The following is a 16,033-nucleotide window of genomic DNA, read 5'->3' on the forward strand; positions in this document are numbered from 1 at the left end:
GTCTATTCCAGGTTCTGGACCTGCTCGCGCATCTGCTCGATCAGGACCTTCATCTCGACGGTCGCGCGGGTGATCTCCAGGTCATGTGACTTGGAGGCGAGGGTATTCGTCTCGCGGTTGAACTCCTGCATCAGGAAATCCAGGCGCCGCCCGCTGGGTCCGTCCTTGTCCAGGATCTCGCGCACCGCCTTCACGTGGCCGTCGATGCGATCCAGCTCCTCGGCGATATCCAGGCGTTGTGCCAGCAGCGCCACCTCCTGCTCCAGCCGCTTCGGGTCCAGGCTCAGATCCAGCTCGTTGATGCGGCTCAGGGTGCGTTCGCGCTGTTCGACCAGCATCGGCTCGCGCCGCTCGCGGATGAACATGACATGCTCGGCCAGGGCCTCCAGGCGATCGCGCAGGCCGTTGACCAGTTCCTGGCCCTCGGCCTCGCGCATTGCCACCAGGGCGTCGATCGCGGCGTCGAGCTCGGCAAGAACGGGGGCCGCAAGGCGGTCGGCGTCGATTTTCGCCCCCTCCAGCACCCCGGGCCAGGCAAGGATATCCAGCGGCGAGACGCTGGCATCGTGTTTCATCATGTCGGCGACGGACTCGGTCGCCTCGATCAGCGACTGCACGCGGTCCACATCGAATGCGGTGGGCGAGCCGCCCGACTGGCCGCGATCACGCAGCACCACATCGATCTTGCCCCGACTCAGCCGCTTCTTGAGGCGATTGCGCACCTCGGGCTCCAGCGCACGCAGGGCCTCCGGCAGGTGGATGCGCAACTCGAGATAGCGATGGTTGACGCTCTTCAGTTCCCAGTCGTAAACGCCCTGGTCCAGCGTCATCGGCTGCCGGGCAAAGCCGGTCATGCTCGCGATCATAAGGTCCCCTGTTGATAGCCCTGCGCGTGTTACAGCTCTGTGCGCGTGTGATTTGCTGGCGTCTTCGGCCGCCTTTGCCTCAGATCCGCCGCGGGCGCGCTCATGTGAGAGCCTCTCCCGTCTCCCGTATACTGCGCGCCACTCCAATCTAGCAAGGATCAAGCATGCGACCCAGTGGCCGACAAGCCGACGAGATGCGCCCGGTGCGTTTTACCCGCCATTTCACCCGGCACGCGGAGGGTTCCGTGCTGGTGGAGTTCGGCGACACCCGGGTGCTGTGCAACGCGACTATCGAGTCGCGCGTGCCGCCGTGGCTGAAGAACAAGGGTCGCGGCTGGGTGACGGCGGAGTACAGCATGCTGCCGCGCTCCACGCATGACCGCATGGCGCGCGAGGCCGCTCGCGGCAAGCTGGGCGGGCGCACCATGGAGATCCAGCGCCTGATCGGCCGCTCCCTGCGCGCCGTGGTTGACCTGGAGGCCCTGGGCGAGCGCCAGATCATCGTCGACTGCGACGTGATTCAGGCCGACGGCGGGACCCGTACCGCCTCGATCAGCGGCGCCTATGTCGCCCTGCGCGATGCGATCCGCAAGGCGCGCGAACAGGGCATGATCCGCAAGGACCCGCTGCACGGGCACCTGGCGGCGATCTCCGTGGGCATCTTCAACGGCACGCCGGTACTCGACCTGGATTACGACGAGGACTCCCAGGCCGAGACCGACCTGAACCTGGTGATGAACGAGGCCGGCGGCGTGATCGAGATCCAGGGGACGGCCGAGGGCCATGCCTTCCGCCGCGACGAGCTGAACCAGATGCTGGATCTCGGCGAGAAGGGCATCCAGCAGATCGTCGAGGCCCAGCGGGCGGCGCTGGCCGAGGGAGACACTGATTGATGGACACGTTCGCGTTGGCGCCCCATGTTTCCCGAGACCAGGCGCGGCGCGCAGTCGGTAGTGGTGCTACCGGCAAGCGGCGCAACGCAGGATCGGGGAACATGGGGTGCCAACCCCACAAATTCTTGACGGACGGGGCTCGGCCGATTTTGCCCGCTGACTGCGTTGCGGCTCGCTTATGTAGCTCGGCTACACGTCGCTCACCACGCCTTGTCAGCACGCAAAATCGACTCGAGCGCGAACGTGTCCATCAGTCAGTGTCTCCCTGGGGCTGAGTCATGGACCCGTCCCGTCGCGTCGTCCTCGCCACCGGCAACCCCGGCAAGCTGCGCGAGATCCGGGCCCTGCTGGAACCGCTGGGGCTGGCGATCGAGCCGCAGTCGGAACACGCGGTGCCCGAGGCCGACGAGACCGGGCTGACCTTCGTCGAAAACGCGATCCTCAAGGCGCGCAACGCCGCGCAGCATACCGGCCTGCCCGCAATCGCCGATGACTCCGGCCTGGAGGTCGATGCCCTGCGCGGCCAGCCGGGCATCTACTCCGCGCGTTATGCGGGGCCGGAGGCGGACGATGCCGCGAACAACGCCAGGCTGCTGGAGGCCCTGGCGGGTGTTCCCGAGGCCCAGCGAGCCGCGCGGTTTCGCGCAGTCGTCGTGTTTCTGGAGCATGCCGAGGATCCTTCGCCGCTGATCGCCGAAGGGGTCTGGCCGGGTCGTATCGTCGAGCAGCCCAGCGGTGCCAACGGATTCGGCTACGACCCGCTGTTCTTTGTGCCCGAGGAGGGCTGCACCTCGGCCGAGCTGAGTCCGGAGGCCAAGAATCGCCTGAGCCATCGCGGCCAGGCCCTGGCCAAACTGGTGGCACAACTGCGGGAACGTGCCGATCACTGAGCCGGCGCCTATGCTCGCGGCATGAGCGCATTCCCGACCCCGCTGCCCCTAGCCCTGTACGTGCACCTGCCCTGGTGCGTGCGCAAGTGCCCGTACTGCGACTTCAACTCCCACGAGCCGCGGGGCGAGGCCCCGTTCGACGCGTATGTCGAGGCGCTGATGCGCGACCTCGAGTCGCAGCTGCCGGATGTCTGGGGGCGGCGCGTGGACAGCGTGTTCATCGGCGGCGGCACACCCAGCCTGTTCCCGCCCGAGGCGCTGGCGGACCTGCTCTCCGGTCTGCGTGCGCGGCTGCCCCTGCGCCCGGATGCCGAGATCACGCTGGAGGCCAACCCCGGCACCGCGGATCGCGCGTACTTCCGTGGCTACCGCGAGGCCGGGGTCAACCGACTGTCGCTGGGTATCCAGAGCTTCGACGACGCCATGCTCGAGCGACTGGGGCGTATCCATGGCGGGGCCGAGGCCCATGCCGCGGTCGAGCATGCCCGCGGTGCCGGGTTCGACAATATCAACCTGGATCTGATGTTCGGCCTGCCGCAGCAGTCCGTCGAGGCAGGGCTGGCGGATCTCCGGGCCGCGATCGAACAGGAACCCGAGCACATCTCCTGGTATCAGCTGACCCTGGAGCCCAATACCTATTTCGCAGCCCGGCCCCCGGTATTGCCGCCGGATTCCACGATCGAGGAATTGTTCACACAAGGACAATGTGTGCTGGCTGCGGCTGGCTATACTCGATACGAGGTTTCCGCGTACGCCACGAGGGGGCGGGAATGCCGGCACAACCGCAACTACTGGACGTTCGGCGACTACCTCGGCATCGGGGCCGGGGCCCACGGCAAGCTGACGTTGCCGTCCCAGGGGAGGGTGCTGCGGCGGACCAAGCCGCGTCAGCCCGCAGCCTACCTGGAGACGCCCGAGCAGCACCGCGACCAGGCAGTCCCCGAGGCCGAACTCCCGTTCGAGTTCATGCTCAACGCGTTGCGGCTGGTCGAGGGAGTGCCCGCGCATTGCTTCGAGGAGCGCTGCGGTCTGGACCTGGCTGCGCTGGAGCCGGCCCTGGACACGCTGCGGGCAGAGGGTCTGCTGGTGCCCGATCCGCAGCGCCTGCAGCCGACCGAACGCGGCCTGGCCTTTCTCAATGACATTCTGGAGCGTTTTTTGTCGGATGCGGCGGGTGTGACAGCCGGGACCCAGGTCATTGTGGGTCCGGAGGAGGTGCGGTGATGCGACCGGTGGAGTTTGTCGGCTTTACCTGCCCCTGGTGTGGCGAACCGGGCGAGACGACGGTGGATATGGTCAGCGCGGACCGGGAATGGATCGAGGACTGTGCCGTGTGCTGCGCGCCCATCGTGTTTCGGCGCGTCGAGGCCCCGGATGCCGAGATCCCGCAGGTGGAGGCCATTCGGGAGGGCGGATGAGTGTGACCCCGCCGTATACGCCGATCGCCTGCGAGCGCTACTCTGAGCTGGAGTTGGCGATTCTGCGCGGGCAGCACCTGCGCACCCACTGGCGCCGGGGCGAAATGGATCGGATTGCGGTGGTGCGGCCCCTGGATTTGCGCACCCGGCGCGGGGCCGAGTACCTGATCCTGCGCGACGCCGAGGGTCGGCGCCAGTGGTGGCGGCTGGACCGCCTGGTCAGCTTCGAGCCGGTGCCCGGCTGATACGCCGTCCTTGCACGGCGACCGCCTGGCCCGCTTCGCGTCAGCTGCGCTTCATCTGGTCGAAGAACTCGGAGTTGGTCTTCGAGGACTGCATGCGGCCGAGCAGGAATTCCATCGCCTCGATGTCGTCCATGCCGTGCAGGAACTTGCGCAGGATCCAGAGCTTTTGCAGCTCGTCCGGGGCGGTCAGCAGTTCTTCGCGGCGGGTGCCGGAGCGGTTCACGTTGATCGCCGGGTAGATGCGCTTCTCGGCGATGCGGCGCTCCAGGTGCACTTCCATGTTGCCGGTGCCCTTGAACTCCTCGTAGATCACCTCGTCCATCTTCGAGCCGGTCTCGACCAGCGCGGTGGCGAGGATGGTCAGGCTGCCGCCCTCTTCCACGTTGCGCGCGGCACCGAAGAAGCGCTTCGGACGGTGCAGGGCGTTGGCGTCCACGCCGCCGGTCAGCACCTTGCCGGAGCTGGGGGCGACAGTGTTGTAGGCGCGCGCCAGGCGGGTAATGGAGTCCAGCAGGATCACCACGTCGCGCTTGTGCTCGACCAGGCGCTTGGCCTTCTCGATCACCATCTCGGCGACCTGCACGTGGCGCTGGGCCGGTTCGTCGAAGGTCGACGAGACCACCTCGCCCTGGACCATGCGGTCCATCTCGGTCACTTCTTCCGGGCGCTCGTCGATCAGCAGCACGATCAGATAGCACTCCGGATAGTTGGTCGCGATGCTCTGGGCGATGTTCTGTAGCATCAGCGTCTTGCCCGCCTTGGGCGGGGAGACGATCAGGCCACGCTGGCCCTTGCCGAACGGCGCCACGATGTCGATCACGCGGGCGGTGATGTCCTCGGTGGAGCCGTTGCCGCGCTCCATGCGCATGCGCTCGGAGGGGTGCAGCGGCGTGAGGTTCTCGAACAGCACCTTGTGCCGGGCGTTCTCCGGCGGTTCGAAGTTGATCTCCGCGACCTTCAGCAGCGCGAAGTAGCGTTCGTTGTCCTTGGGTGGGCGGATCTTGCCGGCGATGGTGTCGCCGGTACGCAGCCCGAAGCGCCGGATCTGGCTGGGGGAGACGTACACGTCGTCCGGCCCGGCCTGGTAGGAGCTGTCGGCGCTGCGCAGGAATCCGAAGCCGTCGGAGAGGATCTCCAGGACTCCGTCACCGTAGATGGCTTCACCGCTTTTGGCGTGGGCCTTGAGCAGGGCAAAGATGATGTCCTGCTTGCGGGCACGGGACATGTTCTCGATGCCTTTTTCTTCTGCAAAGGCGACGAGATCGGCAGCGGACATCCGCTTCAGTTCGGTCAGGTTCATTCGTGGGGTGCTGTGTTCAACGTGGATGATCGGCGACCGGGGATGGCCGCTCGGCTTGCCTTGGATTGAGTATCGGGGGCAGGTAGCGGTCTGGCGACCGCCTGAACTAAACCGATGGTAAGCGACGCGCCCGCTTGGGGCAAGGCCTGGTGGCGTCGTTTTTTTGGTACTGCTACCCCGGGGCCGCACGCGGCCCCGGGGTATGCCGGATCAGAGGTGCTGGTCCAGGAAGGCGGTCAGCTGCGACTTGGACAGCGCGCCGACCTTGGTGGCTTCGACATCGCCATTCTTGAACAGCATCAGCGTCGGGATCCCGCGAATGCCGTACTTCGGCGGCGTGGACGGGTTCTCGTCGATGTTCAGCTTGGCGACTTTGACCTTGCCGGCGTATTCTTCGGCGATTTCATCCAGAATGGGGGCGATCATCTTGCAGGGCCCGCACCACTCGGCCCAGTAGTCCACCAGGACTGGCTGATCCGCCTTCAGGACGTCTTCGTCGAAACCGGCGTCCGACGTGTACACAATTTTGTCGCTCACTCCGAGCCCTCATCACTTGGGTTGGGGGAACAGCCCGCAACGCCGGCTGCACGGCTCTTACTATCGACGATGATCGCCAGACAGTTCAAGTAATAGAGGATTCACATGACCGATCCCGCGCAGGAAACGCCCCGCTTCGACCAGCTTGATCTGCCCGAGGCCGTACAGGCGGGTATCCGCGCCACCGGTTTCGAGACCTGTACGCCGATCCAGGCGCTGACCCTGCCCATTGCGCTGGCCGGGCGGGATGTCGCCGGGCAGGCGCAGACCGGCACGGGCAAGACGGCGGCCTTTCTGATCGCCACCTTCAACCGTCTGCTGCGCCAGGCGCCCGCGCCCGATCGCCGGGCGACCGATGTGCGCGCCCTGATCGTCGCCCCGACGCGTGAACTCGCCATCCAGATCCACAAGGATGCCGAGATGCTGGGGCGCGAAACCGGGCTCAAGCTGGCGCTGGCCTATGGCGGTACCGGCTACGACAGCCAGCGCGAACAGCTGGAGGCCGGAGCCGACATCCTGATCGGCACGCCGGGACGGATCATCGACTACTTCAAGCAGAAGGTGTTCGGGCTCAAGCACACCGAGGTGGTGGTGCTGGACGAGGCGGATCGCATGTTCGATCTTGGCTTCATCAAGGACGTGCGCTTCCTGATGCGTCGCTGCGCCCCGGCCAGCGAGCGGCTGTCCATGCTGTTCTCGGCCACGCTGTCGCTGCGCGTGATGGAGCTGGCCTATGAGCACATGAACAACCCGGAAAAGGTCCAGGTCGAGGCCGAGACCCTGACCGCGGATCGCGTGCGCCAGATGATCTACTACCCGGCGAACGAAGAGAAGATCCCGCTGCTGCTGGGACTTGCGCGCGATCTCAAGCCGGAGCGTGCCATCGTGTTCGTGAACACCAAGCACGGTGCCGAGAAGGTCTGTGACTGGCTGAATGCGAACGGGCAGAAAGCGGCGCTGCTCTCGGGCGATGTGCCGCAGAAGAAGCGCTCGAGCCTGCTGGAGCGCTTTACCGCGGGCGAGTACACCTTTCTCGTGGCGACCGACGTTGCGGCGCGCGGGCTGCACATCCCGGCCGTGACCCATGTGTTCAACTTTGATCTGCCGCAGTCGGGCGAGGACTATGTGCACCGTATCGGGCGCACGGCGCGCGCCGGGGCCGAGGGCGACGCCATCAGTTTCGGCTGCGAGGACTCCGCGTTCTATCTGCCGGACATCGAGTCCTATCTCGGCGAGCGCATCCCCACCGAGACCGTGGATCCCGCAGCCCTGTTCAGCGACCCGGTGCGCCCGAAGCCGCGCCCGCGCAAGCCGCGCGATGACCGGCGCGGCGGTGGTCGCGGGGGCAGCGGACGCGGTGGCTCGCACGGGTCGGGCAAGCCGTCGGGTGGCGGTGGCCATCGTCGTCGCAGCGGGGGCGACAAGCCAAAGGGCCCCTGAGCCGTTCTGCGAACGGGCGCAAGAGGGAAAGGCAGGCGGAAATGGTGCCGACGGCAGGAGTCGAACCTGCGACCTATCGATTACGAATCGATTGCTCTACCAACTGAGCTACGTCGGCGAAGCGCGCCATAATAGCGGGGGTGGGGCTCGACAACAATCCCGCGCGACCGGCAGCGCGGGTTCCGGATCAGGCCTTGCGGTCGCTGACCCGGATAATCACGTCCACACCCAGCAGTTCCTTGCCTTCCGGCAGCGGGGGCAGGTGCGAGATATCGACCCGCGCGGGATCGACATCTTCCAGCTCGCCGGTGTCGGTGTGGAACAGGTGATGGTGCGGATTCAGGTTGGAGTCGTAGAACAGCTTGGTCGGATCGATCACGACCTCGCGCACCAGGCCCTTCTCCGCAAACAGCTTGAGCGTGTTGTAGACCGTGGCCTTGGAGACGCGCGACGAATGCTGCACCAGGCGGCCGAGGATTTGTTCGGCGCTCAGATGCTGATGGCGCGCGAACATCACGCGGGCGATCTCCACGCGCTGTTCGGTCGGAGAGATCGCATGTTCGCGCAGCAGCGCGCGGGCGTCGTCGACGTCCAGCAGATTCGGATTGTCAGATATAGCAGACATATTCCGGACAATATAACAGCTGCTGGATCACGTCCAGATCACGTCAGTCCGATGGGGGTCCGGAGGCGCAAGCCTCTGATAGAATGGAGCGGGTGATGGGAATCGAACCCACATTAAGAGCTTGGGAAGCTCCCGTTCTACCATTGAACTACACCCGCTTGAGTCGGCGATTGTAGGTCTTGTTGGCCTCCGGCTCAACGGCAAAGTGACCAGTCGAAGAACTATGCAGATTCAGCTGAACGGCGAACCCTTCGAACTCCCGGAAGATGGCGAGGCCACCCTGGCTGCGCTGATCGAGGCACGAGGCCTGGGTGGCCACCGCCTGGCGGTGGAGGTCAACGAGGAACTGGTGCCGCGCAGCGAGCACGCCGCGCACCCGTTGCATCCCGGCGATCGCGTGGAGATCGTACAGGCGATTGGGGGCGGTTGAGTCCGAGTCGCCGTCCGTAACTACTTTCAACGAAGGAATCACCATGACCGAATCGGCCGCTGCGTCTGCCGACGACCTCTTCCGCGTGGGTTCACGCGAGTTCACCTCCCGTCTGTTGGTGGGCACTGGAAAGTATCGTGACCTCGATCAGACCCGTGATGCCATCGAGGCCAGCGGGGCGGAGATCGTCACGGTCGCGATCCGCCGCACCAACATCGGCCAGAATCCGGACGAGCCCAACCTGCTGGACGTGATCTCGCCGGAGCGCTACACGCTGCTGCCGAACACGGCCGGCTGCTTTACCGCCGATGACGCGATCCGTACATGCCGTCTGGCGCGCGAGCTGCTGGACGGCCACAGCCTGGTGAAGCTGGAGGTGCTGGGCGACGAGAAGACCCTGTATCCGGACGCGTTCGAGACCGTGAAGGCCGCGGAGATCCTGGTGGCCGAGGGCTTCGACGTGATGGTCTACACGACGGATGACCCGCTGCTGGCCCGGCGTCTGGAGGACATCGGCTGTCAGGCGATCATGCCGCTGGCCGCCCCGATCGGCTCCGGGCTGGGCATCCAGAACCGCTACAACATCCGCGAGATCGTCGAAAACGCCAAGGTGCCGGTGCTGGTCGACGCCGGCGTGGGCACGGCCTCGGACGCCTCGATCGCGATGGAGCTGGGCTGCGACGGCGTGCTGATGAATACGGCCATCGCGGCTGCCGAGGACCCGGTGATGATGGCCTCGGCCATGCGTCACGCGATCATCGCCGGGCGTCAGGCCTACCGTGCCGGGCGCATGGCGCCGCGGCGCTACGCCTCGGCCTCCTCGCCGCAGACCGGCCTGTTCTTCAGCTGAGGGAGACACTGATCAATGTACACACTCGCGTTGGTACCCCAGGTTTTCCGAGGCAAGACGCGTCGCGCAGCGGGTAGTGGTTCTACCCGCCCGTTCTTGATTGAATCGGGGCGCAACGCAGGATCGGGGAACCTGGGGTGCCAACCCCACAACTTAATGAACGAAGGGGCTCGGCCGCCCGTTGTTATCAAAAACGGGCGCGCGCACTGCGTTGCGGCTCCCTTGTGCAGAATGACTGCACGGCGGTCACCGCGCCTTGTTCGCACGCAAAAGCGACGAAGCAGCGAGCGTGTACATTGGTCAGTGTCTCCCTGGGCATGAGCGAACCCGCTGATTCCGTTCCCGACGACAAGCCCTTTTACCGGCGTATCCGCAGTTTCGTGCGCCGCGAGGGGCGGCTGACGCCGGGCCAGCAGCGCGCGCTGGACGAGCTGCTGCCGCGCTTCGGGCTCGCGTTGCCGGAGCCCGCGGCGCCGCTGGACCTGGCGGCCGTCTTCGGTCGCCAGGCGCCGGTCACGCTGGAGATCGGTTTTGGCGATGGCGAGAGCCTGGCCGAACAGGCGGCGCAGAATCCGGGGCGCGATTACATCGGCACCGAGGTCCATCGCCCGGGCGTGGGTCACCTGCTGCGCGAGGTGGAGCAGCGCGGCCTGACCAACGTGCGCGTCTCCGACCACGATGCCGTGGAGTTGCTGGAGCACTACATCGCGCCGGCGGCCCTGGACGGCGTGCAGGTGTATTTCCCCGACCCCTGGCACAAGAAGCGCCACCACAAGCGCCGCCTGATCCAGCCGCCGTTCGTGCGTCTGCTGGCCTCGCGCATGCGTCCGGGCGGGCGGCTGCATCTGGCGACCGACTGGGCCGAATACGCCGAGCACATGATGGCGGTACTGGAAGAGTGCGCGCCGTGGTTCGAGCCGGACGGCCCGGTGCCGGCCCCGGGGCGGCCGCCGGAACGCCCGGTCACCAAGTTCGAGCGCCGCGGCGAGCGGCGCGGTCACGCGGTGGCCGACCTGCTCTACCGGCGGACCAACGCCTGACGGGCCTCAGGCCTCGCCCATCCACCAGGCGCTGACCGCGCCGGCCAGGCTCATCAGGGCGAGCACGAAGATCGCAACCTCGGTGCCCGCCAGTTGAGCCAGCAGCCCGAACAGCCCGCCCACGAGTAGCAGCGCCCCGATCACGGTATTGCTGACGGCGGTGAACGCGGCGCGGGTCTTCTCGGTGGCCATGTCCACCAGATAGGTCTTGCGCCCCAGCCGCACGCCGGCATGGCTGACCCCCAGCAGGAAGAACAGCAGGGCATAGATCACCCCGCCCGGCACCAGCGCCGAGTCGGTATCCACCGGCGCGAACCAGACGCTCAGGGCGACCAGGAGGCCGAGCCCTGCGGCCAGCAGGCCCGAGAGGATCAGCACCCAGCGAGAGGAACGGTCGGACAGGCGTCCCCAGACCGGGGCGCTGACTGCCGACGCCAGGCCGCTCGCCAGGATCAGCAACCCCAGGGTGCCCAGATCCCCGGAGGTCGCATCCTCCGCCAGCAGCACGTAGAACGGCAATGCCAGGGCCGTGCTCATCAGTAGCGCGCGGGTGAACACGAAATGCCCGAACGCGCGGTCGGTCCACAGCAGGCGTACCGAGGACAGGGCCTGGGTGATCGCATTGCCGCCGCCCTCGGTGGAGCCCGGCGCCTCGTGCAGGCGGGTAAAGGTCGCGGCCGCCACCCACCAGGCGCCGGCGGAGGCGGCCAGCAGGGCGACGAACACGCCAATGCCGGCTTCCTCCAGGTTCGCCAAAGTCAGATAGACCCCCAGGCCCAGCGTGAAGAAGCCGGCCAGCGAGGCGGCATAGCCCATCACGGTGCCGCGGCGCTGCTTGGCGATTGTCTTGCCGAGCACGTCCTTCGAGGCGACCGAGTTGATCCCGCGCGCCAGCGCGAACACGGCCAGCAGCCCGAGGATTGCCCAGCCCGCCGCCGTGCCTTCCAGGGTCAGGGCGACGATCGCCATCCCGGCGACCGCCAGCCCCGAGAGGACCGAGCCCAGTATCCAGAATCCCTTGCGGATGGCGCGGCGGCGAATGGAGGCGGCGACGAACAGTTGCGGGAGCAGCGAGCCGGATTCGCGGATCGGGACGAGGAAGCCGGCAAACGCCGCCGGGGCACCGAGGGCCCCCAGCAGCCAGGCCAGCACCAGCCGCGCCGAGGCCAACTCGTCGCCAATCTTGCTCAGTGTGTTGGAGACCAGGTGGACGAAGAAGTTGGCGGGCTGCGCGCGGCAGGCATCCTCCGGGATGTCCTTGCAGACGCGCGCGTCTTCCTCCCCGGCGATGGTCTCGTACAGGTGCAGGATTGGACGCGGCAGCTTTTCCGAGGCGGTCTCGGCCATGGGTACCTTTGGTTACAGGGAGTCTCTCGTCATTGCGAGGCCCCGGGGGCGCAGCACTTGCCGAAGACTGATGCGCGGGTAGAAGCCGGTAGCCCCGGGAGGTGACTACCCGCTTGGCTCGCCTTCCGGGCTGGGTTAGCGCCGGCCGGCGAGCGGGTCGTTCGGGTCGACGCTGTCGCGAAACGGCTTGCGCCGGTCGAGGTTCGTCAACTGGTAGACGTTGCCCAGCCAGTTGTTCATCACCGCGAGCGCCGTGTCGTGCCAGGTGTTGTCCAGGCGGTCGAGCAGCAGTGCCTCCGGCAGTGCCGGGATCTCGGTGCAGTGCTCGACCGCCACCTGCACGTGCTCGCGGTGCTCGTCGAGGATCGCCGCTGCCTGCGGCAGCAGGTAGTTCTCCGGCAGGGGCGGATAGCTCTCGCGCTCGCCCTGGATGTAGCGCACGACCTCGCGCTTGTACTCCTTGAGCAGGCTGATCGAGTCGTACTCCGGGTGCCCCTGGAAGAAGACCATGCGAAAGCCGTCCGGCGAGGCGCCCAGGTGAATGCCTGCGTCCTCGCTCTCGACCAGCACGCGCAGGCCGTGACGTTCGAACTGCTCGCGCGAGACATCGTTGTAGCGCGAGTGCGGCACGTCGAAACGCGTGTTAACGCCGGTGACCAGCGGGTGGCCGCGGTCCACCACGCGATGCGGGAACACGCCCCACAGCTTCTCGCCCATGTGCACGCGGTGCTCGCCGTAGCGGGCCTGCAGTACGGCGTGGGTGGCGAGGCAGGAGCACAGCGTGGAGGTCACGTTGTCCCAGGCCCAGTCGACGACCTCCGCCAGGGGCTCCCAGAACGGTTCCAGCGCCAGATCGGGCTGGGTCACGTTGGCCCCGGTGATGATCAGCGCGTCGAGGCCTTCCTTCTTCAGATCCTCGAAGTCCTCGTAGTACTGCTTGATGTGATCGCGCCCCTTCGGCCCGCGCTTGAGCTGCGGCAGGGTGAAGGGGTGGATGTAGAACTGCGCGATCTGGTTGCTCTCGCCGATCAGGCGGAAGAACTGGCGCTCGGTGGCCGCCAGGGCGGCGTCCGGCATCATGTTCAGCAGCCCGATATGCAGCGCGCGGATCTCCTGCTGCTGGGCGAAGTCGCTGGGCAGTACGGTCTCGCCCTCGCTCTTCAGGCGGGCGAAGGTGGGCAGGTCGGAGTGGGCAACGAGTGGCATTAGAGGCGTGCCTCCCGTTCCAGGGCCATGCAGACCAGGTCGTCGAAGTCCGCGGCGGTGCGGACCTGCGCGAGCTCGGTGGTGCTGATGGTGTAGCCGTGCGCCTCCGCGATCGCCTCGTAGCGTGGCAGACGCGCGCGGAACAGGCGCGAGAACACCCAGCGCACAAAGGCGTCCGGGTCGATCTGGGCGACATAGTCCAGCCCCTCGTCGCGCATGTATTCGGCCAGCTGCTGGTCGAGGAAGGCCTCGCGGTAGTACAGCGGCTTCGGGTCGCGTTCCGCGCGTTCGATCAGCTGGCGCTCGTCCTCGTCCGTCGCCTTGATGTAGAGGATGAGCGTGTGCTCGGCGAGCGTCTCCAGCACGCCGGGGCTGTCCAGCTCGCAGACCGAGCCGCCGGCATCGTTGACGAAATGCGGATACCCGAACAGCGTCTGTGACTTGTGGATGAAGTCCGGCACGTCGAGCATCGCCTGCACCTCGGCCTCGTGGTGCAGGTTCTGGCGGCGCTTGAACTCGGTCAGCGGCAGGCCGCCCTGTTCCGGGTTGCCGAGCTTGCCGAGGAAGCTCGCGACCGGGTGCAGGTTGTCCACCGTGATGTTGTTAATGATCTGGATCGAGTCCGAGCGCAGCAGGTCGCGCAGAAACGGCACGGCCATCGCCTGGGCCTTGATGTTGTCCAGGATCGGTTCGCTCAGGTAGCGCGTACCGATGCGGTAGTCACCCGAGTAGTGGAACCACTCCTCGCGCCGGAGCATGTTGGACAGGCGCGTCTTGCCGACACCGGACATCCCCAGCAGGGTGATCCGGCGGTGGTCCAGTTGGCGGTATTCCTCGGGCGTCAGGCGCATGTCGGCTCAGTTAACGTCGCAGGATGAACAGGATACCTGCGATCACGGCCAGACCGCTGATCACATAGTGGTCGTACTGAAACTGCAGCCCCAGCAGGCCGCGCAGGCCGAACAGGATCAGCCACGCGCCCAGCAGAATGTTTCCAAGCATGCGCATCCCTGCGTTTCTCCCTGTCGTTAATTAGCGGATCAGTTGGCTCAGTTCGCGGAATTGCGGGTCGGCCGCGTCGCGCAGCCACTCGAACAGGACCGATTCGTGATTTGTGATGATCGCGCCCGCCGCGCGCAGGCGCTCCAGTCCGTTGCGCTTGCGCATGGTGTCGCGCGAGCAGACCGCGTCCTCGACCACAAATACGGTAACACCTGCGTCCAGCAGTTCGAGAGCCGTCTGTGTGACGCAGATGTGTGTCTCGGCGCCGGTCAGGACGATCTGGTCGCCACCGGTCAGGCGCGCGTGCAGGTCATCTTCCGCACAGCAGGAGAAGGCCGTCTTGTCGGTCAGCGTGCCGTGCCCGTCCAGCGCCTGCTGCAGGCTCGCCGCCACCTCGCCCAGCCCCTTTGGGTACTGGCGCGAGACCTCGATCGGGACGCCCAGCTTGCGTGCGGCCTCGACGAGCCGTGCGGTGTGGCGCTCCACCGCCTCGCGTTCGCTGTCCGGCATGGCGGCCAGCAGCCGCTCCTGCAGGTCGATCAGGACCAGGCGGGAGCGGCCACGGTCGCAACGGGCGCGTGGATCGACCGTCATCGCTCCAGCAACTGGTTGATCGATTCCAGGTCCGCGACGCTCAGGCGGCCGGCGGCGCGCTGCAGGCGCAGCGAGTCGGTCAGGAACCCGTAGCGGGCCTCCGCGTAGTCGCGCTCGGCGCGGAATACCTCGCGCAGGGCCAGCAGCACGTCGACCTGGGTACGCGTGCCGACCTCGAACCCGGCCTCGGCCGATTCGAATGCCGCCTGGGTGGAGATCAGTGCCTGCTCCAGGGCGCGTACGCGCGAGCTGTTCGCGATCACCGACAGGTAGGCGGTGCGGGTGTCCTGGGTGGTGCGGCGTTCAACGAGCGACTGGCCTTCCTGTGCGGCCTGGAAGTCCTCGCGCGCCTGCCGGGTGAGCGCGCTCACCCGGCCGCCGGTGTAGAACGGCACCTCCAGGCGCACGCCCACCTGGGCCTCGGTCCCCTCGTTGAAGAAGGGGCCCACTCCCTGCTGGGTGCCGCCGTCGTCGATGCCGTGGAAACGGTTTTCGCTGACCGAGGCGTTCAGGTTCAGGCGCGGGTGCCCCTCGGCGCGCTGGCGCTGAATCTGTTCGCGGGCGGTCTCGGTGGTCAGGCGCTGGGCGGCCAGCTCCAGGTTGTTTTCCAGCGCGATATCCACCCAGGCCTGGGCATCGGCTGGCTCCGGCGGGGTCAGTTCGGCGTCCTCGCGCAGGAGATCGAGCTCGTCCCAGTAGGTGTTGGTGATCACCGCGAGCTGTTCACGCGCCACATCCAGCTGGTTTTCGGCGGCGATACGTTCGGCCTCGGCGATGTCGCGCTGGGCCTGGGCCTCTTTCACGTCGGTGCTGGCGATCAGGCCCACCTCGAAGCGGCGCTCGGTCTGTTCCAGCTGGCGGCCGATGGCCTCGAGCTCCGCCTCGCGAAAGGCCAGGGTCTCCTGCGCGATCAGCACATCGAAGTAGGCCTCGGATACTCGCAGGATCAGGTCCTGACGGGCCGCGTCCAGTTCGGCCTCGGCACGTGCGATCTCGAGATCCGCCTGCGCCAGTTCGATGTAGTTGCGCCGGTCGTAGAGGCTCTGCATCAGCGATACGCCAAAGCTGGTCTGGCGTCCGTCGAAGCTGTCCTGGTTGCGATAGTTGTTGTAGAAGGCGCCGGCCTCGGCATCGCCGGTGATCTGCGGCAGGAACGCGGAGCGTGCGATCGGGCGGCGCTCGAGAACGCTGCGATATTCGGCCTCGGCCGCGCGCAGTTCGGCGTCTTCCGTAGCGGCGCGCTCGTAGACCTCAAGCAGGCTGGCGGCGGGGGCGGGGCTGGCCACCAACAGGGCGATGCCGGCAGTCGCCAGCGTGGAGAAGATACGTTTGACGGACCGGTTCATGGGC

19 protein-coding genes and 2 tRNA genes are annotated in these 16,033 nt (G+C 66.7%); 9 read left to right on the forward strand and 12 right to left on the reverse strand.

The genetic code is table 11. The features are described 5' to 3' along the window. Positions 1 to 2: 2 nt before the first annotated feature. Complete coding sequence (locus tag F579_RS0109755) at positions 3 to 866, reverse strand: YicC/YloC family endoribonuclease (RefSeq protein WP_019023382.1); 864 nt, start codon at positions 864 to 866, stop codon at positions 3 to 5. A 164-nt stretch (positions 867 to 1,030) separates the two neighbouring features. Between F579_RS0109755 and rph the strand changes: the two genes are divergently transcribed. The 5 genes from rph (at position 1,031) to F579_RS0109780 (ending at position 4,312) form a co-directional block, all read left to right on the forward strand. Then, positions 1,031 to 1,759, forward strand: a complete 729-nt coding sequence (rph, locus tag F579_RS0109760; RefSeq protein WP_019023381.1) for a ribonuclease PH — start codon at positions 1,031 to 1,033, stop codon at positions 1,757 to 1,759. Positions 1,760 to 2,037: 278 nt separating this feature from the next. Further along, complete coding sequence (gene rdgB / locus F579_RS0109765) at positions 2,038 to 2,649, forward strand: RdgB/HAM1 family non-canonical purine NTP pyrophosphatase (RefSeq protein ID WP_019023380.1); 612 nt, start codon at positions 2,038 to 2,040, stop codon at positions 2,647 to 2,649. A 21-nt stretch (positions 2,650 to 2,670) separates the two neighbouring features. Beyond that, positions 2,671 to 3,873, forward strand: a complete 1,203-nt coding sequence (hemW, locus tag F579_RS0109770; protein WP_019023379.1) for a radical SAM family heme chaperone HemW — start codon at positions 2,671 to 2,673, stop codon at positions 3,871 to 3,873. Further along, entirely contained in the window at positions 3,873 to 4,067 is a 195-nt protein-coding gene (locus F579_RS0109775; RefSeq protein WP_012983833.1) for a CPXCG motif-containing cysteine-rich protein, read from the forward strand. The genes hemW and F579_RS0109775 overlap by 1 nt, the downstream gene beginning before the upstream one ends. Beyond that, the gene (locus F579_RS0109780; protein ID WP_018174972.1) at positions 4,064 to 4,312 is read left to right on the forward strand and encodes a transcriptional antiterminator, Rof; all 249 of its coding nucleotides are present in this window, start codon (positions 4,064 to 4,066) and stop codon (positions 4,310 to 4,312) included. The genes F579_RS0109775 and F579_RS0109780 overlap by 4 nt, the downstream gene beginning before the upstream one ends. A gap of 40 nt (positions 4,313 to 4,352) precedes the next feature. Here the strand turns inward: F579_RS0109780 and rho are convergent, their stop codons facing one another. Together rho and trxA are read right to left on the reverse strand one after the other, a co-directional pair. Then, a complete protein-coding gene (rho, locus tag F579_RS0109785; RefSeq protein WP_017926534.1) occupies positions 4,353 to 5,612 on the reverse strand; it encodes a transcription termination factor Rho in 1,260 nt (419 codons plus the stop codon). A 210-nt stretch (positions 5,613 to 5,822) separates the two neighbouring features. Further along, positions 5,823 to 6,149, reverse strand: a complete 327-nt coding sequence (trxA, locus tag F579_RS0109790; RefSeq protein ID WP_012983830.1) for a thioredoxin TrxA — start codon at positions 6,147 to 6,149, stop codon at positions 5,823 to 5,825. A 105-nt stretch (positions 6,150 to 6,254) separates the two neighbouring features. Between trxA and rhlB the strand changes: the two genes are divergently transcribed. Then, positions 6,255 to 7,589, forward strand: a complete 1,335-nt coding sequence (gene rhlB, locus F579_RS0109795) for an ATP-dependent RNA helicase RhlB (protein ID WP_019023378.1) — start codon at positions 6,255 to 6,257, stop codon at positions 7,587 to 7,589. A gap of 42 nt (positions 7,590 to 7,631) precedes the next feature. Here rhlB and F579_RS0109800 read toward each other — a convergent pair. The 3 genes from F579_RS0109800 to F579_RS0109810 form a co-directional block, all read right to left on the reverse strand. Then, positions 7,632 to 7,707 (reverse strand) — tRNA-Thr (locus F579_RS0109800). 69 nt (positions 7,708 to 7,776) lie between these two features. Further along, entirely contained in the window at positions 7,777 to 8,214 is a 438-nt protein-coding gene (locus tag F579_RS0109805; protein ID WP_019023377.1) for a Fur family transcriptional regulator, read from the reverse strand. 84 nt (positions 8,215 to 8,298) lie between these two features. Continuing rightward, positions 8,299 to 8,372 (reverse strand) — tRNA-Gly (locus F579_RS0109810). 65 nt (positions 8,373 to 8,437) lie between these two features. Between F579_RS0109810 and thiS the strand changes: the two genes are divergently transcribed. From thiS to trmB, 3 genes are all read left to right on the forward strand, one after another. Beyond that, positions 8,438 to 8,644, forward strand: coding sequence for a sulfur carrier protein ThiS (gene thiS, locus F579_RS0109815; protein ID WP_019023376.1), 207 nt, complete (start codon positions 8,438 to 8,440; stop codon positions 8,642 to 8,644). A 43-nt stretch (positions 8,645 to 8,687) separates the two neighbouring features. After that, a complete protein-coding gene (locus F579_RS0109820; protein WP_019023375.1) occupies positions 8,688 to 9,494 on the forward strand; it encodes a thiazole synthase in 807 nt (268 codons plus the stop codon). Positions 9,495 to 9,811: 317 nt separating this feature from the next. Continuing rightward, positions 9,812 to 10,534, forward strand: a complete 723-nt coding sequence (gene trmB, locus F579_RS0109825) for a tRNA (guanosine(46)-N7)-methyltransferase TrmB (protein WP_019023374.1) — start codon at positions 9,812 to 9,814, stop codon at positions 10,532 to 10,534. Positions 10,535 to 10,540: 6 nt separating this feature from the next. Here the strand turns inward: trmB and F579_RS0109830 are convergent, their stop codons facing one another. The 6 genes from F579_RS0109830 to F579_RS0109855 form a co-directional block, all read right to left on the reverse strand. Continuing rightward, positions 10,541 to 11,881 (reverse strand): MFS transporter, encoded by a 1,341-nt coding sequence (locus tag F579_RS0109830; protein ID WP_019023373.1) that lies wholly within the window; start codon positions 11,879 to 11,881, stop codon positions 10,541 to 10,543. Between the two features lie 135 nt (positions 11,882 to 12,016). Continuing rightward, positions 12,017 to 13,087, reverse strand: a complete 1,071-nt coding sequence (locus F579_RS0109835; protein ID WP_019023372.1) for a homoserine O-succinyltransferase — start codon at positions 13,085 to 13,087, stop codon at positions 12,017 to 12,019. Beyond that, positions 13,087 to 13,938, reverse strand: coding sequence for a hypothetical protein (locus tag F579_RS0109840; protein ID WP_019023371.1), 852 nt, complete (start codon positions 13,936 to 13,938; stop codon positions 13,087 to 13,089). Before F579_RS0109840 ends, F579_RS0109835 begins: the two co-directional genes overlap by 1 nt. Before the next feature lie 10 nt (positions 13,939 to 13,948). Then, positions 13,949 to 14,089 carry a hypothetical protein gene (locus tag F579_RS15360; RefSeq protein ID WP_196799362.1) on the reverse strand — a complete coding sequence of 47 codons (141 nt, stop codon included), beginning with the start codon at positions 14,087 to 14,089 and terminating at the stop codon, positions 13,949 to 13,951. Between the two features lie 30 nt (positions 14,090 to 14,119). After that, a complete protein-coding gene (locus F579_RS0109850) occupies positions 14,120 to 14,683 on the reverse strand; it encodes an isochorismatase family protein (protein ID WP_019023370.1) in 564 nt (187 codons plus the stop codon). After that, positions 14,680 to 16,029, reverse strand: a complete 1,350-nt coding sequence (locus tag F579_RS0109855) for a TolC family outer membrane protein (protein WP_019023369.1) — start codon at positions 16,027 to 16,029, stop codon at positions 14,680 to 14,682. The genes F579_RS0109850 and F579_RS0109855 overlap by 4 nt, the downstream gene beginning before the upstream one ends. Positions 16,030 to 16,033 lie beyond the last annotated feature (4 nt).

The organism is Thioalkalivibrio sp. ALJ21 (assembly GCF_000378605.1).
Classification (GTDB): Bacteria; Pseudomonadota; Gammaproteobacteria; order Ectothiorhodospirales; family Ectothiorhodospiraceae; genus Thioalkalivibrio.